The organism is Duganella sp. CF458 (genome assembly GCF_900113115.1).
GTDB lineage: Bacteria > Pseudomonadota > Gammaproteobacteria > Burkholderiales > Burkholderiaceae_D > Rugamonas.
In genome coordinates, this window is the sequence record NZ_FOOF01000004.1 from 62,425 (window position 1) to 86,811 (window position 24,387).

Here is a 24,387-nt window from a genome sequence, read left to right on the forward strand (position 1 = left end):
TGTTTACGTTTATTAACCCCTATTCTCTGCCCTGAGGTATCAATGACGCTCAAAGCAACCCCACTCAACAACGCTCATCGTGCCCTTGGCGCCCGCATGGTCGACTTCGGCGGCTGGGACATGCCGGTCAACTACGGCTCCCAGATCGAAGAGCACCACGCCGTGCGCACCGACGTCGGCATGTTCGACGTGGCCCATATGTGCGTGGTTGACATCAAGGGTGCCAACGTACGTTCCTTCCTGCGCGGCCTGGTCGCCAACAACGTCGACAAGCTGCAGGTATCGGGCAAGGCGCTGTACTCCGCCATGCTGAACCCGGAAGGCACCGTCATCGACGACCTGATCATCTACTTCATCAACGAAGAGTGGTTCCGCCTGGTGGTCAACGCCGGTACCGCGGAAAAAGACATCGCGTGGATGAACCAGCAGAATCAAGCCACCAACGCTGGCCTGACCATCACCCAGCGCCGCGACGGCGCCAACGCCATGGCCCTGATCGCCGTGCAAGGCCCGAACGCCCGCGCCAAGGTCTGGGAAGTCATTCCGGAATCCAAAGCTGCCACCGCCGAAATGAAGCCATTCAACGTGGCCCTGGTGCCGGGCACCGCCTTCGGCGAAGCCATGGTTGCCCGCACCGGCTACACCGGTGAAGACGGTTTTGAGATCGGCGTGGCGGCAGAACAGGCGGAAAAACTGTGGAACGCGCTGAACGCCGCTGGCGTCAAGCCGGCAGGCCTGGGCGCGCGCGACACCCTGCGCCTGGAAGCCGGCATGAACCTGTACGGCCAGGACATGGACGAAACCGTGAACCCGCTGGACGCAGGCCTGGCATGGACCATCGACCTGGTCTCCGAGCGCGACTTCATCGGCAAGGCGGCCCTGCAAGCCAAAGGCCAGAACCAGCAATTCGTCGGCCTGATCCTGCGTGAAAAAGGCGGCGTGCTGCGCGCCCACCAGAAAGTCATCGCCGCCGACGGCGCAACCGGTGAAATCACTTCCGGCACCTTCTCGCCGACCATGCAGCAGGCGATCGCGCTGGCGCGCGTGCCGATGGGCGTGAACGTGGGCGACACTGTGCACGTGGAAATCCGCGACAAGAAACTGGCCGCCACCGTGGTGAAGCTGCCGTTCGTCCGTAACGGTAAAATCCTGGTTGCTTGAGCCAGAACTGAGCAGAATACCCAAACAATAACCTTAGCCTTGGAGCCAACATGAGCAACATTCCAGCAGACCTGAAGTACACCGAGTCCCACGAGTGGGTACGCGCTGAAGCGGACGGCACCGTGACCGTCGGCATCACCGAATTCGCGCAAGACGCCCTGGGCGACATCGTGTTCGTCGAGCTGCCAAAAGTAGGCGCATCCTTCACCGCCGGCGACGACGCTGCCGTGGTGGAGTCGGTGAAAGCCGCTTCCGACATCTACGCGCCGGTATCGGGCGAAGTGGTTGCCGTGAACGACGCCGTGGTCGGCGCACCTGAGTCGATCAACACCGATGCTTATGCAAACTGGCTGTTCAAGATCAAGCCAAGCGACGCCAACGCCATCAACGGTCTGCTGGACGCCGTTGCTTACGGCAACGTAGCACACTAATTACTGCATTATCGGGCCCGCTGTGTGCGGGCCCTTTTCACATTCTGGCCAAGAGATTTCCCACCATGACCCGCACCAGCCTGACCCAACTTGAAGCCCGCGATGCCTTCATCGCCCGCCACATCGGCCCGGAAGCCGCAGAACAGCAGCAAATGCTGGACGTGCTCGGCTACGCAAGCCGCGCCGCCCTGATCGATGCCATCGTACCGCCAGGCATCCGCAACAAGAGCGCCCTGCCCCTGGGCCAATTCTTCCAGCCGCTGCCGGAAAACGAAGCGCTGGCCAAGCTGAAAGGCATCGCCGCCAAGAACAAGGTGCTGAAATCCCTGATCGGCCAGGGCTACTACAACGCCCATACCCCGGGCGTGGTACTGCGTAACATCTTCGAAAATCCAGCCTGGTACACCGCCTACACCCCGTACCAGCCGGAGATTTCCCAGGGCCGCCTGGAAGCGATCCTGAACTTCCAGCAGGTGCTGATCGACCTGACCGGCATGGCCATCGCCAACTCGTCCATGCTGGACGAAGGCACCGCCGCTGCCGAAGCCATGACCCTGATCCAGCGCGTCGGCAAGTCCAAGTCGAACACCTTCTACGTCGCCAACGACGTGCTGCCGCAGACCCTGGAAGTGGTGCAGACCCGCGCCGAGCCGCTGGGCATCACTGTCAAGACTTTCGACCCGTCCGAACTGGCCGGCGTGACCGACGCCTTCGGCGTGCTGCTGCAATACCCAGGCGTGAACGGCGTTGTGCGCGACTACCGCGCCGCCGTTGAAACCGTGAAGTCCAGCGGCGCCATGGTGATCGTTGCCGCCGACCTGCTGGCCCTGACCATGCTGACCCCTCCAGGCGAATGGGGTGCCGACGTTGTGGTCGGCAACTCGCAGCGCTTCGGCGTACCACTGGGCTTCGGCGGCCCGCACGCCGGCTACATGGCGACCCGCGACGAATACAAGCGTTCCATGCCGGGCCGCCTGGTCGGCGTGACCGTGGACCAGAACGGCAACAAGGCTTACCGCCTGGCCCTGCAAACCCGCGAACAGCACATCCGTCGCGAAAAAGCGACCTCCAACATCTGTACCGCACAGGTGCTGCTGGCCGTCATGGCTTCGATGTACGCCGTCTACCACGGCCCGAAAGGCCTGAAGCAGATCGCCGAGCGCACCCACCGCTACACCGGGATCCTGGCCGCCAACCTGAAGTCGCTGGGCTACTCGGTCAACGAATCCTTCTTCGACACCCTGACCGTCGCCACCGACAAGGCCAACGAATTGCACGCAGCGGCTGTTGCCGCCGGCATCAACCTGCGCAAGATCGACGCCAAGCACGTGGGCGTATCGCTGGACGAAACCTGCGACCGCGACACCCTGGCAGCACTGTGGAACGTGTTCAGCGGCGGCAAGGCTGCCCCGGACTTCGACGCAGTCGAAGCATCGGTCGGTACCAGCTTCCCGGAAGCGCTGGTGCGTAGCTCCGCCTACCTGGAGCACCCGACCTTCAACCGCTACCACAGCGAAACCGAAATGCTGCGCTACCTGCGTTCGCTGGCCGACAAGGACCTGGCGCTGGACCGCACCATGATCCCGCTGGGCTCCTGCACCATGAAGCTGAACGCCACCAGCGAAATGATCCCGGTGACCTGGCCTGAGTTCTCGACCATCCACCCGTTCGCGCCAAACGACCAGACCGTCGGCTACCGCGAAATGATCGCCCAGCTGGAAGAAATGCTGTGCGCGGTGACCGGCTACGCCGCCGTTTCGCTGCAGCCTAACGCCGGCTCGCAAGGCGAATACGCCGGCCTGCTGGTGATCAAGAAGTACCACGAATCGCGTGGCGAAGGCCACCGCAACATCTGCCTGATTCCATCCTCGGCACACGGCACCAACCCTGCTTCCGCCGCCATGGTGGGCATGCAGGTGGTGGTCACCGCCTGCGACGACAAGGGCAACGTTGACCTGGCCGACCTGAAAGCCAAGGCTGAACAGCACTCCAGGAACCTGGCCTGCGTGATGGTGACCTACCCGTCGACCCACGGCGTGTTCGAAGACGGCATCACCGAACTGTGCGAAATCATCCACTCGCACGGCGGCCAGGTTTACGTGGACGGCGCCAACATGAACGCATTGGTTGGCGTAGCCGGCCCGGGCGCGTTCGGCGGCGACGTATCGCACCTGAACCTGCACAAGACCTTCTGCATCCCGCACGGCGGCGGCGGCCCGGGCGTCGGCCCGATCGGCGTTGGCGCACACCTGGCCAAGTTCCTGCCGAACCAGCGCTCCAACGGCTACGTGCGCAGCGAAGACGGCATCGGCTCGATCTCGGCCGCACCGTTCGGCTCCGCATCGATCCTGCCGATCTCCTGGATGTACATCGCCATGATGGGCGGTGAAGGCCTGACCGCGGCAACCGAAACCGCGATCCTGAACGCCAACTACGTCGCGCGCCGCCTGGCGCCGCATTTCCCGGTGCTGTATTCGGGCCACGACGGCCTGGTGGCGCACGAGTGCATCCTGGACCTGCGTCCGCTGACCGATGCCACCGGCATCAGCAACGAAGACGTAGCCAAGCGCCTGATGGATTTCGGCTTCCACGCCCCGACCATGAGCTTCCCGGTTCCGGGCACGCTGATGATCGAGCCGACCGAATCGGAATCCAAGGTTGAACTGGACCGCTTCATCGACGCCATGATCGCCATCCGCGCCGAAATCGCCAAAGTGGAATCGGGCGAGTTCGACAAGCTGGACAACCCGCTGAAGTTCGCTCCGCATACTGCGGAAGTGCTGCTGTCCGACAAATGGGACCGCAAGTACAGCCGCGAAGTGGCAGCCTACCCGGTACCTTCGCTGCGCAAGCAGAAGTACTGGCCGCCGGTCGGCCGCGCCGACAACGTCTACGGCGACCGCAACCTGTTCTGCGCCTGCATTCCAGTCAGCGACTACGCATAAGCGAACGCTTGCCTGAAACGACAAACGCCGGTACCGTTAGGTGCCGGCGTTTTTTTATGGAACCTGAATGAAGCAATCTAGCAAAGCAGCCCTGTTTTCCGGACTAGGCTTCCCCGGCCTTGGCCAAATGCTTGTCCTGAAGCGGACCGCGCGCGGCCTGGTGTTCATGCTGCCGGCAGCGGCAGTCTTCTGCTGGCTGATGTATGGCGTATGGAAAGCCACCTCTGTCCTGATGGACGAAGCCTTGAGCGGCGCCTTGCCGCCCGACCCGATCCTGATCGCCCAGCGCCTGACCAAGGCCAGCGTCGTGCCGGGAGCCTCCATCGCAGGCTGGATCCTGCTCGCCTGCTGGATCGCCAGCATCGTCGACGCCCTGCTGACGCGCGACAAGCCTTAAGCGACGCTGCGCGCCACCCGTGTGGCGCGCTGCACATCCTGCGCCTGGTCGTCCCACACCGCAGCCTGGGTAATTTCTTCCGCCCCCACCTGGGCCCCATCGGAGTTAAAGCGCAGCCAAGCCAGCGCGCCGCCCGGCGTCACCCCAATCGCGTGCACCCCTCCGTGGTTCGGCGCCGCCAACAGGGCCGCCATCACCAGTGTGCTGGCAATCGGCACCGGCATGCCCCAGCGGCCGCCCTGCTTCCTGCATACCAGCCACAGGCCGCCGGCACCATCGGCGTAAGCGAGGTGCTCGCCGATTGCATTGGACTCGCTCCACACCACGCAAGCCCCGCCGATATTGGCAACCGGTTGCGGTACCGACTGCCCGCCGCGATACACCACGATGCTGTCGCCGGCGACAAAAACATCAGGCACGTTCGGCACGTTGGATGGCGCCAAATGCAGGTTGGTCGCACGTCGCGGCAAGCCCTGGTAATCGATCGCGATGCCCCACGCAGCAGCGCGCGCAAAACTATTGAAGCGCAAGGTGCGGCCGCATGGCGTATCGCTCAAGCGCCAGGCGCCCGGCACGCGATAGCTGCCGATTGCCGTCGCCAATGAATCCTCGTCCTCCTGCTCTTCCCAAGCGGTCAAAGGACCTTCCACGGCAGCGTTGAAATACCAGGTATTCGCGGCCGTCACCAGCACCATCGGCACGGCACCCGACTGCAGCAGGCCGAACGAGATGCGCGTGACGTCGTCCTCCACCTCCGGTACGTGGCGCGGCGCCATGCCGCGCATAGTCTCGACCCAAGCTGCCTCGTCGAGGTGATTGGGAATACCGACCGCCACATGCAAGCTCGGCCCGCCATTGCTGCCCAACGGCGCGACTGCCAGCGCCAGCGCAATCGTGCCGTCCGGCGCCTGCTGCACGTCGAGCGCCTGCACCTTGCCCGGTTGGTTCAAAGGCAGCATGGCGCTCAGGTCCGTCTGCGACCAGCGCCCGAAAGGCGTGCGGCGGAACATATACAGCGAACGGTTGGCGCCAACGGTGAAGACCAGCGGCAAGCCGGAAGCGTCGCGCACCACGAACAGCGGCGAGCGTGCCATGGCCGGCGCCGCGCAGGGGCTGGACCGGTAGCCCGACTCGTACAGCGGCACCAGTTCCTGCCGCACCAGCGCCGGCAGCTCGCGGCCGGCCGTCACCTGGCTGCGCCAATAAGCCATGTCGGCCGGCTGCGACCCATCGTAGCGGTCGAACACCGCGTTGTAGGCGCGCAGCAGACGTTCTTTCACATCCAGCTCCGCCAGTTCCGGACGTGCCAGCAAATTCAGCGCCAATTCGGCGCGGCCGCGCACGGCCTCGCCCTGGCAGCTATAAAGAGTAGTCCACGACAGCGCCTCGCTGGCCATCGGTTCACGTTGCAGCACAATGCGCGCCACGCGCGCGGCAGCAAAACTCAAGGCACCCGACGCACTGGCACCGCCCCACTTCCGTACCTGCGCCACCGGCACAGATGTCATCAGAACAGACATGCTTCATTCCCCCAGTTCGATTTCTATGTCACCAGACTCGTTGATGCGCAAGTCACGGCAGCCCAGCTTGCGTCCTGGGGCCAGTCCCTCGGCAACGGCAGCGAACATGTCGCCCGTGGCCGTTGCCAGGAAACCGGCAATATCCTGCTGAACCGAAGACAGGCTGGCGGCATTGCCCTCCCACCATAGGTTCACGCGCTGCACGTTCAGCAGGTGCGGCAGCGGGTCCGACACCACGTAGATGCCCGTGGTTCCGGCATCTGCGGCAGGCACGCCCTTGCGCGCCAGCGCTACGACACCCACGCGGCCGTTCTCGGCATGCCATTGCAGACGCAACGACCATTGCAGCGTGGCGCGCGCCCATGCCTTGCCCATATAGCTGCGCTGGCGCGACAGAGGCAATTCCTGCTTCACGCTGTCCCACTCATAGCGGCCCAGCACGCTGCTGATATCGATGGTCGGACGTGGCACCCCGTCCGGGCCGGCCTGGCGGCCCATGGTCACCGTGCACTGGAGGTCCTGCTCCGACTCGCGGTCATGCAAGGTACGGTTGGCTTCCTGCCAGTTCAGCAGCACGTGATCGCGATAAGTCCAGCCATTGCTGTTGCGGATGAAGCGGGCACGCTCGCCATTGCTCATGGTCGCCTCAACACCCGATTTCTCGTTCTGGCATGCCTGCTTATTGACATGTGCCACGTCGTCGCGTGAAGCGACGTAATCCGGCAACGAATCCAGGCGGCGCTGCAGTTTTTCCACTACCATCGGATAGATGTATTGGCGCAGGAAGCTTTCGCGCCCGATCACGGCACGGCGCATCGCCGTTTTCTTGAGCACTGCAGGCGCCTGGCTGCGCAGCCAGTGCCCAACAGCAGTAATAAAGAACTCCTTCAGCGGGCCGTTGTCGCATGGCAAGTGAGACCTGTCCACATCGCACAGGGCCGCTTGCAACACCAGGCCGCCATATTCGTTAACCGCGGCCGTGAACTCGAGGCGCCAGCCAGCGACCGACTGGCGCAGGATCTCGTGCCGGCCGTAAGCGTTGTAAAAACGCAAATTCCCGGATGCAAGGGTCAATGTCAGTTGAGCGGTCGTTGGCGCCGCCGAGTCGTAACGGATTTCGACCGGACGAAGCTCGGCCTTGTCGTCGCCTTCGCCGCCGAGGGCCAGGCTACCCACCTCCATGCTCCCGTAGCGGATGTCATTAGGAAACTCTCCGGCGGCGCGCAAGGCGTCAATCGTGCTCTCGAGGAACTTTCCAGAGGTGAACCAGCTGGCTGACAGCTGTTGCACCGAAGTGGTAGTGTCGGCGCCGATTTCAAAAAATACCGCTTTAGTTGTGACCATTTTTGCTTTTAAGAATGTTAAGATTTGGCCGTTTGGCAATGACTGCACTGTAAGAAAAAAATCCTTCCCGCGCCTTCCGGCAACCTTCCGGAGGCCGGAAGAAAACCTTCCGGACCGGAAGAAATGCTCCGGAAGGTTTCTAAGTCATTGATTTATAAGAGACAGATAAAAAGAAGGTTGGACAGACCATGGAGTTTCAATTCGGCGACTGGGTGGTCAGCCCAGAAGCCAATATCGTCAGCAATGGGGATGCGAAGACGCAGCTCGAGCCACGCGTGATGGCTGTGCTGCGCTATCTTTGCCGCCACCCAGGGGCGGTAATTCCAGCGGAAGAGATCCTGCAGGCCTGCTGGGGAAGCAGCGAGCTGGGCGACAATCCGGTCCACAAAGCCATCACCCAACTGCGCCGCGCCTTCGGCGATTCGAGCACCGAGCCGCGCTATATTGAGACGATCCGCAAGCGCGGATATCGGGCGATCGCGCCTGTTATTACCTTTGCTGCCCCACCTGCAACAACCTGGGAAAGCGGCTCACCATTCCGTGGCCTGGAGGCATTTCAAGAAAATCACTCCGCCATCTTTTTCGGCCGGGTGCAAGCCACCGCCCAGTTGCGTGAATTGGTCCTTACACAGGCGGCCCATGGTTGCCCTATGGCATTGGTGCTCGGTCCTTCCGGCTCTGGGAAAACTTCGCTGGTCCGCGCCGGCCTCCTGCCTCAGTTAATGGCCGGATCCATTCGATCGGACGAACCAATTGGCCTATCCAGCACGGTCTACCTCGACTGCGCCGACCTCGGCAGCGGCACACTATTTCAAGCTTTAGCCGGTGCCTTGATCGACGCTGAGATTAACGGCGAGCCGCTGTTCCCCGGCGCTAGCGCAGACAGCCTCGGCCAGCGCTTGGCCTCCGATCCTGACGCTGTGTCCGCCGAACTGCGCGAACGCGCCTGCCAACGTACGGCGGTTGGCGTATTCGTTGACCGCCTCGAAGCAGTCTTCCGTGCGCAGCCAGGCGATGCTAATCGCTTCTTGCAAGTACTTGATGCTCTTGCCAAGTCGAACTGTCTGCTCATACTGATGGCATGCCGCAACGACTTCTACCCTGAAGTGATGGCACAACCCGTCTTGCTCGCTCTGAAGTCGCGCGGCGGCCACTTTGACGTCCTGCCGCCGGATGGTGCCGAAATAGCTCAAATCGTTCGCCGACCGGCAGTTGCCGCCAACTTGAGTTTTGAGCGCGATGAAGCAACTGGGGCCAGCCTTGACGACGTGCTCTGTGATGCGTCTCGCGGCAACCCTGATACCCTCCCCCTTCTCCAGTACTGCTTGAATGAGCTTTACCGTCTGCGCAGTGAGGAAGGTCAACTCAAGTTCGCGGTCTATCACGAACTTGGAGGCATTGACGGGGCGGTTGGCGTGCGGGCTGAACAGGTCGTTGGGCGCCTAACCGTACCCCAACTTGATGCATTGCCTCGTGTTCTTTCTCTATTGGTGAACATTGGCGAAGATCAAGCTTCGGTCACTTCCCGTCGTAGTCCATTATCTATGCTTCGCACTGAAGATGAGCGCGAACTTGTACGTGTTATGGTTGAGGCGCGCTTGTTTGTAAGCGAATTGGCAGGCGAGGTCCCAAGTTTTGGTGTCGCGCATGAAGCGCTGTTACGGCGATGGCCGCGGGTATCAGCTTGGGTTGAGGGGCATCGTCAAGCCTTGCAGTTGTGCACACGCTTACGCGGACAGGCCGAACGTTGGGAACAAGCGATGAGGCGGCCCGACCTACTCTTACCTCAAGGTATGCAAACGCAACAGGCCGCTGAATTACTTCAACTCCGCGATTTCGCGATCGCCCCTCTTGAGCTTGAGTTCATTCGGCACTCGATTTCACGCGCAAAGCTTCGCGAACGCATCAATATTACCGTAGTCGCCACAATTTTACTCCTTGCGGTCCTCGCTACAGTTCTCGGCCTCAGCGCACGAAACGCCCAGCGTGAATCCGAAGAACATCGAATCGAAGCTGAAGGCTTGATGGGTTATATGTTGGGTGAATTCGTCGAAAAGGTTCGGCCCTTGGGGCGGCTTGAGTTACTCGATGATGTGAGCGCAAGAGCGCTTCAATACTTAACCGCGACCAAATACTCTACAGCGACACCCGAATCCTTAATCCAAAACGCTAAAGCTCTGCAGGTGATTGCAGAGGTCAATGTAGCTCGGGCAAACCCGGCAAAAGCTAAGGAAGCCTTGTTGGCCGCGCGCGAGCTCTTGCACTCGACTGGTGCTCCCACAAACACGGAAGAGCATATTAAAACGCTCGGTGCGAATGCCTACTGGCTTGGTTCGGTCTATTTAATTCAACGAGAATTTGAAACGGCAGCAATGTACTTTACCGAGTACAAGAGGGCGGGTGAGCGATGGCGGTCCATAGCCCCTGAAAACGTAGACGCGATAATCGAACTAGCGTATAGCCATGGCAACTTGGGTACCGTTGCCTTGCGGCAAGGAAACCTGGAGCGTGCATCCGAATCATTTACTACCTCAATCAAACTAAAAGAGCAGGCCCTTAACAAACGCAAGACTGAAGAGCTTACGGCTGGCCTGGCCAATAGTATCGCGGGACTAGCTTCCGTAAAGGTCCGGTTAGGGCGCCTCTCAGAAGCATTCGCCCTTTATAAGCAATCGGAAGAACTGCTTAAGGAGCTTCACTCGCAAAGCCCCAACGACGCAACTTGGCAAACAAGGCTAAGCAATACGCTGCGGTTCCAAGGAGAATTGAATATTGCTATGGGTCAGACAGCTCAGGGAACCCAGAAGTATCGCGAGGCAAGTGTCATCCTGACACGACTTGTCCGCCAAGACTCCAGCAATCAAGAATGGTTCTACACATTGGCGGAAAACCAGCTGCGCATCATTCGGGAGGAAATTTCGTCCAAGGATCCACTGGCGTCATTGACCAATCTCGACCTACTGCTTAAAAATATTTCGCCTACCCGGACCGCCGAACCTCAAATGGCGCGAGCCGGAGCATTGAAAGGACGTATCAACTCTTTGAAGGGCGAGGTACTGCTGATGGCGAATCGCAATTCCGAGGCCCTGAATTCTTTTGACGTCGCTACTGCGGAATTGGAGAAGCTGCTGGGCAAGAATAAGTCTGATGCTCTGTTGCTCGAAAATTACGCCCTAGCTCAACTCGGACGAGCTCAAGCACGTGGGTGGGGGAAGCCAGAATCCCAACAAGACTGTGGCCAAGCGCTCCTCACGCTGACAAGATCAAACGGCGACCTCCGGGACTATCATTTCATAGTACCTAAGGCTTTAGCCCATCGTTGCCTTGGGAATACCGTCGAACTTGCCGAAGAAAGAAACAAACTAACCCAGATAGCGTACCGTGACGAGCGCTATCTTCGAATTATTTCGTCACAGTAAAGATAAAAAGAGGCTCAAATGTCTAAAATCCAAAACGCATCCGTCGCAGCACCGATTATTCAGGTGCAAGTCGTCGCGACTCCGTCCGTCGACCCAAAAACTCAAAAGGTAAAGTACGATACAACTTTTACGCCTGAATCAATCAAGGTGACTGAACCGGATACGATTCTGAGCTATCAGCTAGTTGCGCCGACCCCTGCTGGTGTTCAATTCAAATCATTGAAGGTCAAAGGTAAAGTTCCAGAGCAAATTAGTCCGCCGACAATCAGTCAAAGCGGGAAGCTGATGGTCATGACAGATGCCAACACCTTTAAAGAAGTCCTAAATCTTACGATCAAGTTTAAAGATTCGGATGCACTGGAGTTCGATGTGGATCCAGAGGTGGCTAACGATCCAGGTCAATTCGAACTGGGCGATGGTCCGATAGCAATGGTCATGCTAGAACCGGAACAAGGCAACGATCCAGGCCAATAAACTTGCGTTAAAACGGACGTTAGAGCAACCAGGGCTATCGTTCTCCTATGCTCAACTCTAAGACCGCCCTGAAAGGAGTGCCATTTTGAGGATTGAGAACTTCGAGCTCGCCGTTGACGAGACCGAGATCTTTAAGATGAACTCCTACAAGCAAGAGCATGTAGCACCGGGCTGACTGTCAGCGCATATTATCCAAAGCGCCGCAGGCGCCGCTAGTTCGGCGTACCGCGGTGTTTCCATTGGCTGCCGTGCAGCGTCGAATCACATCCCAATAAGATGCGGCCAGGCATTGTGTGCCCTCAAAATAGCCGCGTTGGCGGAGCAGCTTATGCAGCTCTGGCAGTTTGTAGCCCGGCACTGTCGCGGCCATATGATGCTCAACGTGATAGTTGACGAAATTGGGGGCGACCAGTAAGCGGGCTACCGGCCCGGCCAAGGTCGTAGCCGTATTGCGGCGAGGATCGCGGTCCATGTGGTCAGGAACGCCGCCGTGCTCACCCATCACGCGCAGGCGCAGAAGTAGTGGGAAAACGAACAACTGGCCAAGCCACCAACAGGCGTACACCTCTGGCACGCCCAATGTCCACAGCACGGCGATGATCAGTCCGTGCATGACGAACACCGGATACAGTGCGCCGCGATCGGTCGGTTGGAACTGGTAGACGATCCCTTTCACACCATTCACGCCCGAGATGTCACGCAATAGCTTCCGGACCAGGCTGGCGCGGGTCGCTGGGTAGCTGGTGACGAACGCCAAATCCGGGTCGTCGCCAGTGCCTGCTGTACGGTGATGTTCCAAATGCCCGCGCCGATAGGCCGCATAAGGAACATTCGGCAATGCGCCGAAAACCCATTTTCCCATCCACTGGTTTACCTTGCGCGACGTGAAGAAGTTCAGGTGCGCCGCGTCGTGCGTCAAGATCGCGAAGCCGAGCGCGCGCCCGGCGAGCAGCACGCTGGCCAGTACCCAGGCGATCGGATGACGCCACAGCGCAGGCAGCGCGAATCCGGCGGCGACCAGCGCCACATTGACGATTACGACCCTGGTAGCACGCCAGTTGTCTGCCGTGGTGAAGGACCTAAGCTCTTGCTTGTCGATGTAGGAGAGGATGTTCATGTGGTCATCCTAGCCCTGGACCTTGCGCCGCATGGTACATTAACCGCCATGCAACATACTTTTTCGGCCATAAAGACGAATATCTATATCGACCACAATTGCTGGGCGGGCGGTGTCATGCTGATTCGTGAACTGCTCGCTGTCGCTGGCACGCTTAACGCGCGTGAGCCTGATTTGCAGACTGCGGCAATGTTCGACGTGACCTTGGTCGGACCGACCTTGCAGCCGGTTCGCTCCTTCACAGGACCGGCGTTGCTGCCGGAGCGCAGCCTGCGGAATGCGCAGCGGGCGCAGGTACTGGTGCTGCCATCCTTCTACGGCGACGTGCCCGCCAGCCCTGCCCTGCTGCGCTGGATCGTCAGGCATTACGAAGCTGGCGGCTGCATCCTCGCGTCGGCGAGCGGCGTCCTGCTGCTGGCCGAAACAGGTTTGCTCGATGGCCGCGACGCGACTTGCAACCTGGCCGACCGACGCGCAATCGCAGCAACGCGGCCCGCAGTTCGCCTGTCGCCACAGTCGCCACTGGTCGTGGATGACCGGTTGATCACTGCGGCCAGCATCACGCCTACCATCGACGCCTGTGCGCATCTGGTGCGGCGATTCCACGGCGAGAAGGCCGCATTGAAATTCGCCCGCTATGCGAATTCAGCGCGCCAGCTGACGGACGTCGGCATGGCAAGCGGGCACGAACATGGTGACACCCGCATTCATTCAGCACAGCGCTATATCGAACAACATTGCTGCGCGGGCATCACACCGGACGACGTAGCGCGGCACATTGCCATGAGCCAGCGCAACCTGGCGCGGCGATTCAGCGCGGCGCTGGGCCGCACGCCGCTGCAGTACATTCTTCAATGCCGTATCGAGCAAGCCAAGCGCATGTTGGCAAAACCAAACGTCAGCTTGCGGCGCATTGCAATTGAAACCGGTTTCAGCGACGAGGCCGTGTTCCGGCGCGCCTTCAAGCAGGTGGCAGGCCATGCGCCGAGTGCCTGGCGTGCATTAATCGACAGCTAACGGTTGTTGTTTAATAGTGCTGGCCGGACCTGCCGGGCTGTACATTCCCTCAGGGCAATGCCACCATGTGAACACACCTAAAAAAGCACACCATCGGGATGAGATTCACAGCACTGCAAGGCCTTCGCTACAGGCCGCTGGCAGTCTTGCTGCTCGCGGCGGCCAACGCATGCGCGCAAGATGCCGACTTGACTACTTTGCCGCTTGAGCAATTGATGTCGTTGGAGGTGTATAGCGCGTCGCGCTTTAACCAAAAAGCGACGCAAGCTCCTTCGAACGTAACTGTCCTGACCTCGGCCGATATCCGAGCTTACGGATGGCGTACGCTCGCCGACGCGTTGCGCAGCATTCGCGGCCTGTACACCAGCAATGACCGCAGCTACAGCTACCTCGGCGCGCGCGGCTTCTTGCGGCCGGGCGACCTGAATACGCGCTTCCTGCTGCAGATCGATGGCACGCGCATCAACGATCCGGTGTTCGACCAGGCGCAACTTGGCGCCGAGTTCCCGCTCGACCTTGAACTGGTTGACCGCATCGAGTTCGTGCCTGGGCCAGGGTCGTCGATCTACGGCACCAACGCATTCTTCGGCGTGATCAATGTGATCACGCGTCGCGCGCCCGACCTGGAGGGTACGCGCGCCACACTGGAAGCTGGGCAGGCAGGTACGCGTGCAGCCAGCGCGAGCTATGGCTGGCGCAACGGCGACGCCGAACTGCTGCTGGCCGCAAACCGTGGCCTTAGCGATGGTCGCGACCTCTATTTCCCCGAGTTCGGCGGCACTGCGCAAGGACTGGATTGGGAGCGGTACTCCCGCTTTTATGCGCGCGGCCAGTTCGGCGCATGGTCGCTGTCCCTGATCGATGGCAAGCGTACCAAAGGCATGCCTACCGCTTCCTACGGCCAGCCATTCAACATTCCCGGCGGGCTGACGATGGACGAACTTCGACTGGCGGAAGTGGGTTACCGCAATGCGATGCTGCCGCTGCATGGCGAGCTTTCGGCGCGGTTTTACCATTCCGAATACTTGTACGACGGGCATTTCGTCAACCAGGATCCATTCGGCACCATCAACCTGGACCGGACCCGCGCCAAATGGTGGGGTGCGGATGTCAATCTGTTCCTGCAGCTGGTTGAATCGCACAAGGTGGTCGTCGGAGCGGATTACCAGTACAACCACGATGTGGTGCAGCAGAACTTCGATACGACACCATTCGTCAGTTACCTGGATGACCGTTCGCAAAGCAAGCGCTTCGGCATTTATGTGCAGGATGAGATCACGTTGGCGGCAGGCCTGTTGCTGAACGCCGGCCTGCGCTACGACCGCGAGAGCAGCACTGGCGGCGTATTCAATCCGCGCCTGGCACTGATTGCCGAGCTCTCGCCTGCAACAACGGTGAAGGCAATCTACGGCAGCGCGTTCCGCACGCCTAACAGTTATGAACTGTTCTACGGCATCGATAGTCAAGGCGGCCAACTGGCAAACCCCAACCTGGGCCGGGAACGCATTCGAAGCCATGAGCTATCGATGGTGCGGCAATTGGGCGCCAATGCCCGCCTTACGCTGGCTGCTTACGCCAACGCGGCTTCCGGCCTTGTGACAGAAGTCGAAGACGAAGAATTCGGGTTGCCTATCTTCCGCAACCTTGGACGCGCCCGCGCGCGCGGAATCGAAGTCGAATACGAGCGCTCGTTCAAGAACGGCGCAAGCTTGCGTGGCAGCGTTTCGCGGCAGCGTGTCACCGGCGGGACCAGCGAGGTCAATTCGCCGCGGTGGCTTGCCAAGTTCAACGCAACGGGGCGGCTGGCCGGCGCCTGGCATGTCGGCGTCGAGGGCCAATACGTTGGCCCGCGCAGGCTGCTCGATGGCGGCGAAACGGCAGGCTTCGTACTGGCCAACGTCAACTTCTTTACCGTCGGCCTGACCCGCCACCTGGACGCCTCGATCGGCGTACAGAATGTGTTCGACCGGCGCTATGCGGATCCGTCTTCGCTCGGCCTGCTGCAGCGTTCCATCGAACAGGATGGCCGCCGCGTATACCTCAAGCTGAAGGCGGCCTACTGATGATGCGCCACCTGTTCGCCGTGCTGCTTCTGCTGCTCATAGCGGCAGGACAAGCACGCGCCCAGCTTCCTGGCGGCGCGGACGAGGGAGAATTGAAGGCGGCGATCCTGTACAACTTTGCGCTGTTCACCGAGTGGCCGGCGGACACCCTGCCCGCCAGCGCGCCGTTGCGCCTGTGCGTCTTCCAGGGCAATGCCTTGCTGACTGCCTTGAGCGGGCTGCAGGAAAAACAGGTCAACGGGCATCGCGTTTCGATCCGTACGTTGCCTGCAGCGCCGGGCGGCGCGCAACTGGCGGCCTGCCACCTGCTGGTGCTGGATGCGCAGGACCGGGAGCGCTGGGCCCTGCTCAAACATGACCTGGCGACCAGCAGCGTGCTGACGGTCGCGGACGACAGGATCATCGGCGCCAACGGCGCCATGATTTCTTTTGGTATCGACAATCGCCGCGTGGGTTTCGACGTGGACCTGGTGCCGGTGCGCCAGGCGCGCCTGACGCTCAGCTCCAAGCTGCTGCGGCTGGCAAGGAGTGTGCAATGAAGTCGCGCGCCCACATCGCGCTGCTGCCGATCGGCAGCAAGGTAGTCCGTTCCACCATGCTTGCGGCGGGTACGGCGCTGTGCCTGGCCGGCATGCTGATGGTGGTGTTCCAGTTCATGGCTTTGCGCAGTACCTTGCTGCTTGACCTGCAAGTCCAGGCCCGGATCGTCGGCAACAACAGCACGGCCGCCCTGCTTTTCAGCGATGCCCGTGCCGCGGAGGAAATCCTCAACGGCCTGTCGGCCTCGCCCAGCGTGCAGAGCGCAAACATCATCCTCGGCAGCACGCCGTTGGCGCAATTCCGCCGCAACAACGCGTCGGTGCCGGAACTGCCGATCAGCGAGCAAGGCGAGCCCCTGCATGAATACGGCATGGACTATATCGAGGTGCAGGAGCCGATCACGGTCGATCACAAGCTGATCGGCAGCGTTTCGATCCGTGCTACCCTGCTGCCGCTATACCGCCGCGCGCTGGCCTTTGCCTCGTTCACCGCGTTTGCGACGCTGGGTTCCTTTGCGCTGGCCTGGCTGCTGGTACGGCGCATGCGCGCGGCAGTGGCGCAGGCGGAGCAGAACCTGCACGTGCTGGCGCACATCGATCCGGTGACCTGCCTGCCGAACCGCAATGCCTTCAACGACAGGCTGGCCCATGCGCTCAAGCGCGCCGACCGGCAGGAGACCAGCGTCAGCCTGCTGTTGCTGGACCTGGATAACTTCAAGGTCGTCAACGACACCCTGGGGCACGACATTGGCGACATGCTGTTGCGCCAGGTGGCCGAACGGCTCGGACAGACGCTTCGCAGCACGGACATCATCTGCCGCATCGGCGGCGACGAATTCGTGGTGATCGTCGAGCCGGCCGAAGATGAATTGGAACCGGACCAGGTGGCCCGCAAGATCCTGCGCGCGCTGGCCGATCCCTTCATGGTGGAAACCCACCAGCTCTTTGTCAGCGCCAGCATCGGCGTCAGCGTGTATCCGCAGGATGCGCCGGATGCGGCGGCCGTCGTGCGCTGCGCCGATATCGCGATGTACCACGCCAAGAACAAGGGCAAGAACGCCTATGAGGTGTTCCATGCGGAGATGGCGCAGCGGGCCAGCAAGCGCCTGGCGTTGGAGGCGAACCTGCGCAAGGCGTTGCAGAACAATGAGCTGTCCTTGCATTACCAGCCGCAGATCGATGTGCGCAGCGGGCGCATGATCGGCATGGAGGTGCTGGTGCGCTGGCATTGCGAGGCCTTGGGTGGCATGGTGAGCCCGGCGGAGTTTATTCCGGTGGCGGAGGAAAGCGGCGTGATCGTGCCCCTGGGGCGCTGGGTACTGCAGATGGCGATCCGTCAGGCCGCAGCCTGGCGCAAGGAGGGATTGATGGAGGACATCGAGCACGTGGCGGTGAACGTGTCGGCCTGCCAGACCAAGGACGCGCAGCTGATGTACGAGGTGCAGGCTTTGTTGATGGAGACGGGCCTGCCGCCTCGCTTGCTGGAGCTGGAGATTACTGAAGGCGTGTTGATGGAGAACGTGAATGCCAATATCGCCTTGCTGCACAAGATACAGGCGGCCGGCATTCATCTCTCGATCGACGATTTCGGGACTGGTTATTCTTCAATGGCTTACCTGAAGCGCTTCCCGATCGACCAGCTCAAGATCGACCGCAGCTTCGTCAATGCGGTGCCGGGCGATGGTGCTGCAATTGCGAAGGCGATCATTGCAATGGCGCATTCGCTGAATATGACGGTGGTGGCGGAGGGTGTGGAGACCGAGGAACAGGTGGCGTTCCTGTCGGATGCGGGGTGCGATGTGATGCAGGGGTATTACTTTGCGCGGCCGATGCCGGCGGAGAAGCTGGAGGCGCTGCTGCGGGAGAGGCGCTTGTGGGCGGCTTAGCAAACCGGTAAACCAGTGTCTGACCCGCAGGGTCAGACACTGACTGCGGCGCTGTTACGAGTTTGATCTGGTGCCTTGAATCTCGACGAACATCAAGGTCGCAAAACCCAAACCTGCGGCCCGCGCATCTCCAGTGTCTGACCCTGCGGGTCAGACACTGAACTACCGGTTTTAGTCCAGCTTGGTCGCGTGCTCGCGGGTTGCGTGGAAAGTCAGCTTCGGCCAACGTTCCTGGGTCAGGCGCAGGTTGACGCCTGAAGTTGCCAGGTAGGCCAGGTTGCCCGCCGCATCATAAGCCACGTTGTGACCCAGTGCTGCTTCAAAGTCGGCCAGCGCCTTCTTGTCGTCGCTGGATACCCAGCGCGCCGTGCTGATCGACGTGCCCTCGAACACCGCGTCCACGCCGTATTCGTTCATCAAGCGCGAAGCCACGACTTCAAACTGCAGCACGCCAACCGCGCCCAGCACCACTTCACCGCCCTGCACCGGCTTGAACACCTGCACTGCGCCCTCTTCGCCCAACTGTTGCAAGCCCTTCTGGAGCTGCTTGATCTTCAGCGGGTTACGGATGCGCACCTGGCGGAAGAAGTCCGGTGCGAAGTAAGGAATGCCGGTGAACTGCAGCATCTCGCCTTCCGAGAAGGAGTCGCCGATCTGCATATTGCCGTGGTTAGGCAGGCCGATGATGTCGCCGGCGTAAGCCTCTTCCACCTGCTCGCGCGAAGACGCCATGAACGTCACCACCGACGACACCTTGACCTCGCGGTTCAGGCGCAGGTGCTTGACCTTCATGCCGCGCTCGAAACGGCCGGAGCACACGCGCAGGAAGGCGATACGGTCGCGGTGCGCCGGGTCCATATTGGCCTGGATCTTGAACACGAAGCCGGAGAACTTCTCTTCGGTCGGCTGCACGGTGCGTACCGACGCATCGCGCGATTCCGGCGCAGGCGCCCAATCGACCAGCGCGGACAGGATCTCGCGCACGCCGAAATTGTTGATCGCCGAGCCGAAGAATACCGGGGTCTGCTTACCAGCCAGGAAGTCTTCCAGGCTGAATGGATGCGAGGCGCCGTGCACCAGTTCCACTTCCATGCGCAACTGGTCCATCTCCAGCGGGAACATCTCCTGCAGGCGCGGGTTGTCGATGCCCTTGATGACTTCAAAGGCCTGCACGCTCTCTTCGCCGGCGCGGAACAGCAGGATCTCGTCGTTGATCAGGTGGTACACGCCGCGGAAGTTCTTGCCCATGCCGATCGGCCAGGTCACCGGGGCGCACTGGATCTTCAGCACCGATTCCACTTCGTCGAGCAGCTCCAGCGGATCGCGACATTCGCGGTCCAGCTTGTTCATGAAAGTGACGATCGGCGTATTGCGCATGCGGCAGACGTCGAGCAGCTTGATGGTCTGCGCTTCCACACCCTTGGCGGCGTCGATCACCATCAGGCCGGAGTCGACCGCGGTCAGCACGCGGTAGGTGTCTTCCGAGAAGTCCTGGTGGCCCGGGGTGTCGAGCAGGTTGATGATGTGGTCGCGGAACTCGAACTGCATCACCGAGGAAGCCACGGAAATGCCGCGCTGCTTCTCGATTTCCATCCAGTCCGAGGTGGCGTGGCGGCCGCTCTTGCGCGCCTTGACGGTACCGGCCATCTGGATCGCGCCCGAGAACAGCAGCAGCTTCTCGGTCAGCGTGGTTTTACCCGCATCCGGGTGGGAAATGATGCCGAAAGTACGGCGGCGAGCGACTTCGCGCGCAATCAGCGCGGGGGTCTTGCCCGAAGTTTGAATTTGGATATCGTCAGACATGATGGCAGCCAGCGGTTGGCGCAGACGGAAAACCCGCTATTTTACCACCACTGCCCTCACATCCGGAGGGTATCGTCCAGCATGATTTGCATGGCCAGGCGGCCGCGCACGGCAATCCGGCCGATGCGTCCCGGTTGGAAGCGCACGCTGGCGAAAGCGGCCAGCAGCATTTGTTCTTCTTCTTTTGACATGGGCGAATCGAGGGCGACGCGTTCCACGGTGCCTTCGTCGCTGATCCAGACCTGCAGCGCTACGGTTTGCGGGGTGATGCCCGGCACCACCAACAGCTTGCCAGCCACCAGGCCCTCTGCCGCTTCCGGCTGCTGGGTCATGGCACTGGCGCCGAAATAATGCTTCTCGACCGTCTCGGCGCCGCCACCGCCGGCAACTTCAGTACGCGGCGGCACGGCAGCGGCGGGCGCCGCGGCAGCGGCCAGCGGCGCACTGTCCAGCGCCGCCGGCCGTGTTGCACTGACCAGGCGCACCATCATGGCCGGACCGGGTGCCGCCGCGCTACCGCCGTTGCTGGCGACACGGCTTGCCTGGCCAAGCAGGAACAGTGCGAGGCCAACATGCACCAGCGCTGAAACTGCCAGCGCCAGCCAGGGCCGCAGACGGCTCTGCATCAGTCGTCCTGTCAGTCGGTGATCTCGCGCCACAGGACGCGGATCTTGGCCGAATTAGGATCATCCGGACCGACGCGCAGCACCTGCGGGACGCCCATGCCGGTCGATGCACCGACCGGATAGATCATCGGGGTACCGTTAGGCAGCTTGACCACGCTGTTACCGACGATCGGCGAGGTGTACTTCAACGCGCCCGGCACATTCACCTGCACGTTGCCGCCGGTCCTGTAGTCGAGCTGGTACAGCCAGCTATAGCCGCCAGGCTGGCATGCCGACACCGATGGTACCGTGGACGCGAAAATCAGCGTACCCAGGAACAATTGCGGCGACAGGGTGATCCGTTCTCCGGCATCTGGCAAGTCCAGGTACCAGCCCATTTTGCTGGACCATTCAACGGCATTGCTGCTGATGTTGCGCGTGGTGCCGCTGGTGGTCACGGTTTGCTTCACCAACTTGCTATTGTCGGTCACGGTGCTGCTGCCGTCATCCTTGATGCCGTAGATGGACTGGGTATCCACGTCGTCCAGGTCGCTCTGGCCCAGGTAACGGCCGGTGCCGAAGAAGACCGCCAGCTTGTCCTGGATCTGGCCGATGGATGGCGCCACCATGATCGGTTTGCCAGGGAAGTTCACCAGCTTGCTGGCAGTGCCCTTCTCCAGGTCGAATCGCCACATCACGCCGGTCAGGTCGCCGCCGTAGGCGCCGACTGCGGTGTTATTGGTGGTGAAGTCCGGCGAACGGACGTTGATGCGCGCCAGGCCGCTTGGATTCGCGCTGGTGCCAACGCCGGTGGCAATGGTTTTCAGCAGCGTGCCGTTGGCAAGGTCGAGGATGAAGAGATAACCGCCACCGTCACCGCCGGCATACTTCGTACCTTCCGGTACGTTGTTGTAGCCCGATGGCAGCACTGCCACCCAGCGCCCATCGGCCATCTTGGTGATGAAAGCGGTGCCGAAGCTGTAACCCATTTTCGCATTGTTATCTGCCGTGAAGTTCCACAGTGGACGCGGATCGTCCGGGTCGGTCACGTCCAGCGCAAAGTAGCCGCGGCCACCCTTGCCCATGGCGCCGATCAGGACAGTCTTCCAGCTGCCATTGATCTTGGCATCGCTCATGGCCAGCGGGCCGTCCAGGTAGTATTTATGCTGGCTGGAATAGTTGCCGTCGGCCAGGCGCCACATGTTTGGCAAGACCATTGGCGGTACGTAGGCCCAGCGCTCCTGGCCGGTCTCACCGTCGAAGGCGTGCAGCATGCCATCGTTGGACGAGGTGTACAGCATTGGCTGGCGGTCGGCATTGGCCGCCTTGTAATCGAGATAGCCATCGTCGTCGAAGTTGAACGGCGGCGCTTTCACATAGATCGGCTGCGCGTGAACGATATCGCCCAGCGCTTTCTCGCGGTCGCGGTACAGGCGCTCGTAGGCGCCGTATTTCAGGTCGCGTTCCTGGTCTTCATTGCGGTCCTGGCCGCGCAGGTAGTTCACCAGGGAAGCCGCGGTGGCGGCGGTCTTCTGGGTGCTGGACCATTCGCTGGCCTGGCTCAGCTTGCTGGTATCGAACATGGCAAGCTGGGTAGCGGTCAGGCCGCCTTTGCCGGTGGAGAACAGGGTACGGTTGGTGCCGTCGGCGGTATAGATCACACGCGTGTCGCTATCGCCGGTGGCGGCGATCTTGTTGCGCAGCAGTGGCTCGGCCTGCCAGAAAGGCGTCTTCGAGATTTCGCCGGTCGACAGGTTGATCGAGTAGCCGGCCACGTCGCCGTCCCACTTCACGGTGCGGTAGGTCGCCACGTAAATGAAGTTGTCGCCCGCGGTAGGCTGCAGCGCGCTGGTTGCCGCCGCCGCACCGTTACCGGTCACGCTGTCGATGCTGCGCAGCGCACGGCGCAAGCCGCCCTCCAGCGCTTCCGGGTCGCGGGTGCTGAAGTAGGTGCCGCGGCCGTTCACTGCGGCGTGCCACAGGTCGTCGATGGTTTCGGGCTGGTTGCTGCTTGGCGCCGGCCATTTGGTGACGCCTTGCTTGATGTTGAAGTAGTCGCCCGAGGTATTGGTCTTGTAGTTCGGATCGTAAGTCAGCGTGCCATCGACCCCGAGGCCGATAGTGAACGTGGTCATGTGCTGGTGCTGGGCCACGTCGTCCACGTCCGCGTTGGCACCCGATGCCGCCACGTTATCGGTGCAGACGTCTTTCGCCGAGCACGATGCGCGCAGGTCGGTGTGGTAGTAGTAATACGCCACGTCGGCCAGCGTGTTGGAGGTCTTCAGGGCATCCCGCGATGGCAGGGTTACGCCCGACGCGCCGTCGGCATCGCCTACGCCGCTATAGTTGTCGTTCCAATAGCCGTCCGTCGCCAGGATGGTGAAGTTCTTCTGGCAGGAATACTGCACCGGGTCCTTGTACGTGGTGCTGGTGCCCATATACATCTTGCCCAGCGAATCGAGCGAGTTGCGCAGCGGCGTGCCGCCCAGCGGATCGAAGCTGTACAGCTCGCTGTAGAACGATTCCTTCTGGGCCTTGTCGAAGTTCTCGATATTGAGCGCGATCGGGTTGTTAATCGAGGTCAAGCCAATGCGGGCATGCAGATAGGCCGAGTCGTCGGGATCGGTGGACACCGGGGTGCCGCGCACGTCCTTGAAGGCCTGTCCGATCGCGCTCTTGGTCATCTGGGTACGGGTGCGGTACCAGGCATACCAGTTCGCGAAATTCGACATTTCCTCGGCATAGTTGCAGCTGGTGCCGGCGCAATCGGTACGGCCGGATGCCTTGGCCGGGAACACCGTGGTCGGCTTGATGTCGACGCGCGACCAGTTGAAGTAGCGCACGTACTTGTAGGTGCTGGTCTTCTTGGCCTGGCAGGTGCCGGCCTTGCCGAAATTCTGGTTGGGCGCGTTATCCGCGGTCTTGCACCACTCAACGCTCACGTTGTAGTAGAACGGCGCACCATCGATCGACACCAGGTTCTTGTAAGTGCCGTCAGGATAAGAATAGCTGCCGTTCACCACCTCGGACTTGCAATTGGCGCTGGGCGGCACATCGTTGGAACTCTTGCACCATACGCGCTCCGGATAGCCTGTCACCAGGTTGACCGTAGCGGTTTTCGACAGGCGCGGGCAGTTGCCGCCGGAGACCACCCCTTTGCAAGGGTTGGTGCTTGGCTGTTCGGCATTGGTCTCGTCGATCGCCTGCACGCCATAACCGTCGCTGGCCACGGCATTCCACGGTGAGCCATACACGGTCTTGCCTTTATGGTCGGGCAGCAGGCTGCCGTCCGCCTTGGTCGGCCAGGAATAGCGGATCGCCGGGTTGTAGTACAGGCCGTTGAAGGCGCTGGCGAAGAATGGCGCGTCACCCGGTTCGCACACGACCAGCGTATTGCTGCTGTTGGGACCGCGGCACATGGTGCCGAAGTTGCCCAGCGAGGTGTAGCGCACATAATCGGGCATATAGCTCCACGCCATACTGCCTGAATTGTCGAGGTCCAACATGATGTTGGGCAAGATCGGGGAAGTCGACGCGTTGGCCAGCGGGATATCGGCCAGTTCGGTTGGTGCGGCAGCCACTGGCTGCACGGCCATCGCCAGGCTCAGCCCGAGCGATGCAAGCAAGGCACGCAGGCCTGGCTGTGGGACATTGGTCCAGTCCATC

Annotated in this window: 16 protein-coding genes; 10 read left to right on the top strand and 6 right to left on the bottom strand. The window is 61.2% G+C overall.

What is annotated here, in order from left to right; all coding sequences use genetic code 11:
• Positions 1-42: 42 nt before the first annotated feature.
• From gcvT to BM269_RS07270, 4 genes are all read left to right on the top strand, one after another.
• Positions 43-1,161, top strand: coding sequence for a glycine cleavage system aminomethyltransferase GcvT (gene gcvT / locus BM269_RS07255; RefSeq protein WP_090436357.1), 1,119 nt, complete (start codon positions 43-45; stop codon positions 1,159-1,161).
• A gap of 50 nt (positions 1,162-1,211) precedes the next feature.
• Entirely contained in the window at positions 1,212-1,592 is a 381-nt protein-coding gene (gcvH, locus tag BM269_RS07260) for a glycine cleavage system protein GcvH (RefSeq protein ID WP_090436358.1), read from the top strand.
• Positions 1,593-1,657: 65 nt separating this feature from the next.
• Positions 1,658-4,537: an aminomethyl-transferring glycine dehydrogenase gene (gene gcvP / locus BM269_RS07265; RefSeq protein ID WP_090436359.1), complete on the top strand. Its 2,880-nt coding sequence runs from the start codon at positions 1,658-1,660 to the stop codon at positions 4,535-4,537.
• 67 nt (positions 4,538-4,604) lie between these two features.
• Positions 4,605-4,934, top strand: a complete 330-nt coding sequence (locus BM269_RS07270) for a hypothetical protein (RefSeq protein WP_090436360.1) — start codon at positions 4,605-4,607, stop codon at positions 4,932-4,934.
• Here BM269_RS07270 and BM269_RS07275 read toward each other — a convergent pair.
• Both BM269_RS07275 and BM269_RS07280 read right to left on the bottom strand, forming a co-directional pair.
• Complete coding sequence (locus BM269_RS07275; protein WP_139232680.1) at positions 4,931-6,454, bottom strand: hypothetical protein; 1,524 nt, start codon at positions 6,452-6,454, stop codon at positions 4,931-4,933. The genes BM269_RS07270 and BM269_RS07275 overlap by 4 nt on opposite strands.
• A 3-nt stretch (positions 6,455-6,457) precedes the next feature.
• Positions 6,458-7,798, bottom strand: coding sequence for a hypothetical protein (locus BM269_RS07280; protein WP_090436362.1), 1,341 nt, complete (start codon positions 7,796-7,798; stop codon positions 6,458-6,460).
• A gap of 188 nt (positions 7,799-7,986) precedes the next feature.
• On the opposite strand from BM269_RS07280, the gene BM269_RS07285 reads away from it, so the two are divergent.
• Both BM269_RS07285 and BM269_RS07290 read left to right on the top strand, forming a co-directional pair.
• Positions 7,987-11,217 (top strand): nSTAND1 domain-containing NTPase, encoded by a 3,231-nt coding sequence (locus tag BM269_RS07285; protein ID WP_090436363.1) that lies wholly within the window; start codon positions 7,987-7,989, stop codon positions 11,215-11,217.
• Positions 11,218-11,235: 18 nt separating this feature from the next.
• The gene (locus tag BM269_RS07290) at positions 11,236-11,691 is read left to right on the top strand and encodes a hypothetical protein (RefSeq protein ID WP_090436364.1); all 456 of its coding nucleotides are present in this window, start codon (positions 11,236-11,238) and stop codon (positions 11,689-11,691) included.
• 178 nt (positions 11,692-11,869) lie between these two features.
• Here BM269_RS07290 and BM269_RS07295 read toward each other — a convergent pair whose 3' ends face one another.
• Positions 11,870-12,808, bottom strand: coding sequence for a fatty acid desaturase family protein (locus tag BM269_RS07295; RefSeq protein WP_090436613.1), 939 nt, complete (start codon positions 12,806-12,808; stop codon positions 11,870-11,872).
• Positions 12,809-12,925: 117 nt separating this feature from the next.
• On the opposite strand from BM269_RS07295, the gene BM269_RS07300 reads away from it, so the two are divergent.
• The 4 genes from BM269_RS07300 (at position 12,926) to BM269_RS07315 (ending at position 18,313) form a co-directional block, all read left to right on the top strand.
• Positions 12,926-13,825, top strand: a complete 900-nt coding sequence (locus tag BM269_RS07300) for a GlxA family transcriptional regulator (RefSeq protein ID WP_170860307.1) — start codon at positions 12,926-12,928, stop codon at positions 13,823-13,825.
• A 98-nt stretch (positions 13,826-13,923) separates the two neighbouring features.
• On the top strand, positions 13,924-15,888 hold the full coding sequence (locus BM269_RS07305; RefSeq protein WP_090436366.1) for a TonB-dependent receptor plug domain-containing protein: 1,965 nt from the start codon (positions 13,924-13,926) through the stop codon (positions 15,886-15,888).
• Positions 15,888-16,427, top strand: a complete 540-nt coding sequence (locus tag BM269_RS07310; protein WP_090436367.1) for a YfiR family protein — start codon at positions 15,888-15,890, stop codon at positions 16,425-16,427. The genes BM269_RS07305 and BM269_RS07310 overlap by 1 nt, the downstream gene beginning before the upstream one ends.
• Positions 16,424-18,313 carry a putative bifunctional diguanylate cyclase/phosphodiesterase gene (locus BM269_RS07315; protein ID WP_090436368.1) on the top strand — a complete coding sequence of 630 codons (1,890 nt, stop codon included), beginning with the start codon at positions 16,424-16,426 and terminating at the stop codon, positions 18,311-18,313. The genes BM269_RS07310 and BM269_RS07315 overlap by 4 nt, the downstream gene beginning before the upstream one ends.
• Positions 18,314-18,484: 171 nt before the next feature.
• Here BM269_RS07315 and BM269_RS07320 read toward each other — a convergent pair whose 3' ends face one another.
• From BM269_RS07320 to BM269_RS07330, 3 genes are read right to left on the bottom strand one after another with little or no spacing between them, the layout of a single operon-like run.
• Positions 18,485-20,116: a peptide chain release factor 3 gene (locus tag BM269_RS07320; RefSeq protein ID WP_229204531.1), complete on the bottom strand. Its 1,632-nt coding sequence runs from the start codon at positions 20,114-20,116 to the stop codon at positions 18,485-18,487.
• A gap of 56 nt (positions 20,117-20,172) precedes the next feature.
• Positions 20,173-20,742, bottom strand: coding sequence for a hypothetical protein (locus BM269_RS07325; RefSeq protein WP_090436369.1), 570 nt, complete (start codon positions 20,740-20,742; stop codon positions 20,173-20,175).
• A gap of 11 nt (positions 20,743-20,753) precedes the next feature.
• Positions 20,754-24,386 carry a pilus assembly protein gene (locus tag BM269_RS07330; RefSeq protein WP_090436370.1) on the bottom strand — a complete coding sequence of 1,211 codons (3,633 nt, stop codon included), beginning with the start codon at positions 24,384-24,386 and terminating at the stop codon, positions 20,754-20,756.
• Between the last annotated feature and the right edge of the window lies 1 nt (position 24,387).

Excerpts from the sequence above, each read along its gene's own strand:
- BM269_RS07315 (WP_090436368.1), top strand. The coding sequence starts at position 16,424 with ATGAAGTCGCGCGCCCACATCGCGCTGCTGCCGATCGGCAGCAAGGTA.
- BM269_RS07305 (WP_090436366.1), top strand. The coding sequence starts at position 13,924 with ATGAGATTCACAGCACTGCAAGGCCTTCGCTACAGGCCGCTGGCAGTC.
- BM269_RS07320 (WP_229204531.1), bottom strand. The coding sequence starts at position 20,116 with ATGTCTGACGATATCCAAATTCAAACTTCGGGCAAGACCCCCGCGCTG.
- gcvT (WP_090436357.1), top strand. The coding sequence starts at position 43 with ATGACGCTCAAAGCAACCCCACTCAACAACGCTCATCGTGCCCTTGGC.
- BM269_RS07330 (WP_090436370.1), bottom strand. The coding sequence starts at position 24,386 with ATGGACTGGACCAATGTCCCACAGCCAGGCCTGCGTGCCTTGCTTGCA.
- BM269_RS07270 (WP_090436360.1), top strand. The coding sequence starts at position 4,605 with ATGAAGCAATCTAGCAAAGCAGCCCTGTTTTCCGGACTAGGCTTCCCC.
- BM269_RS07295 (WP_090436613.1), bottom strand. The coding sequence starts at position 12,808 with ATGAACATCCTCTCCTACATCGACAAGCAAGAGCTTAGGTCCTTCACC.
- BM269_RS07300 (WP_170860307.1), top strand. The coding sequence starts at position 12,926 with ATGCTGATTCGTGAACTGCTCGCTGTCGCTGGCACGCTTAACGCGCGT.
- BM269_RS07310 (WP_090436367.1), top strand. The coding sequence starts at position 15,888 with ATGATGCGCCACCTGTTCGCCGTGCTGCTTCTGCTGCTCATAGCGGCA.
- BM269_RS07280 (WP_090436362.1), bottom strand. The coding sequence starts at position 7,798 with ATGGTCACAACTAAAGCGGTATTTTTTGAAATCGGCGCCGACACTACC.
- BM269_RS07290 (WP_090436364.1), top strand. The coding sequence starts at position 11,236 with ATGTCTAAAATCCAAAACGCATCCGTCGCAGCACCGATTATTCAGGTG.
- BM269_RS07275 (WP_139232680.1), bottom strand. The coding sequence starts at position 6,454 with ATGTCTGTTCTGATGACATCTGTGCCGGTGGCGCAGGTACGGAAGTGG.
- gcvH (WP_090436358.1), top strand. The coding sequence starts at position 1,212 with ATGAGCAACATTCCAGCAGACCTGAAGTACACCGAGTCCCACGAGTGG.
- BM269_RS07285 (WP_090436363.1), top strand. The coding sequence starts at position 7,987 with ATGGAGTTTCAATTCGGCGACTGGGTGGTCAGCCCAGAAGCCAATATC.
- gcvP (WP_090436359.1), top strand. The coding sequence starts at position 1,658 with ATGACCCGCACCAGCCTGACCCAACTTGAAGCCCGCGATGCCTTCATC.
- BM269_RS07325 (WP_090436369.1), bottom strand. The coding sequence starts at position 20,742 with ATGCAGAGCCGTCTGCGGCCCTGGCTGGCGCTGGCAGTTTCAGCGCTG.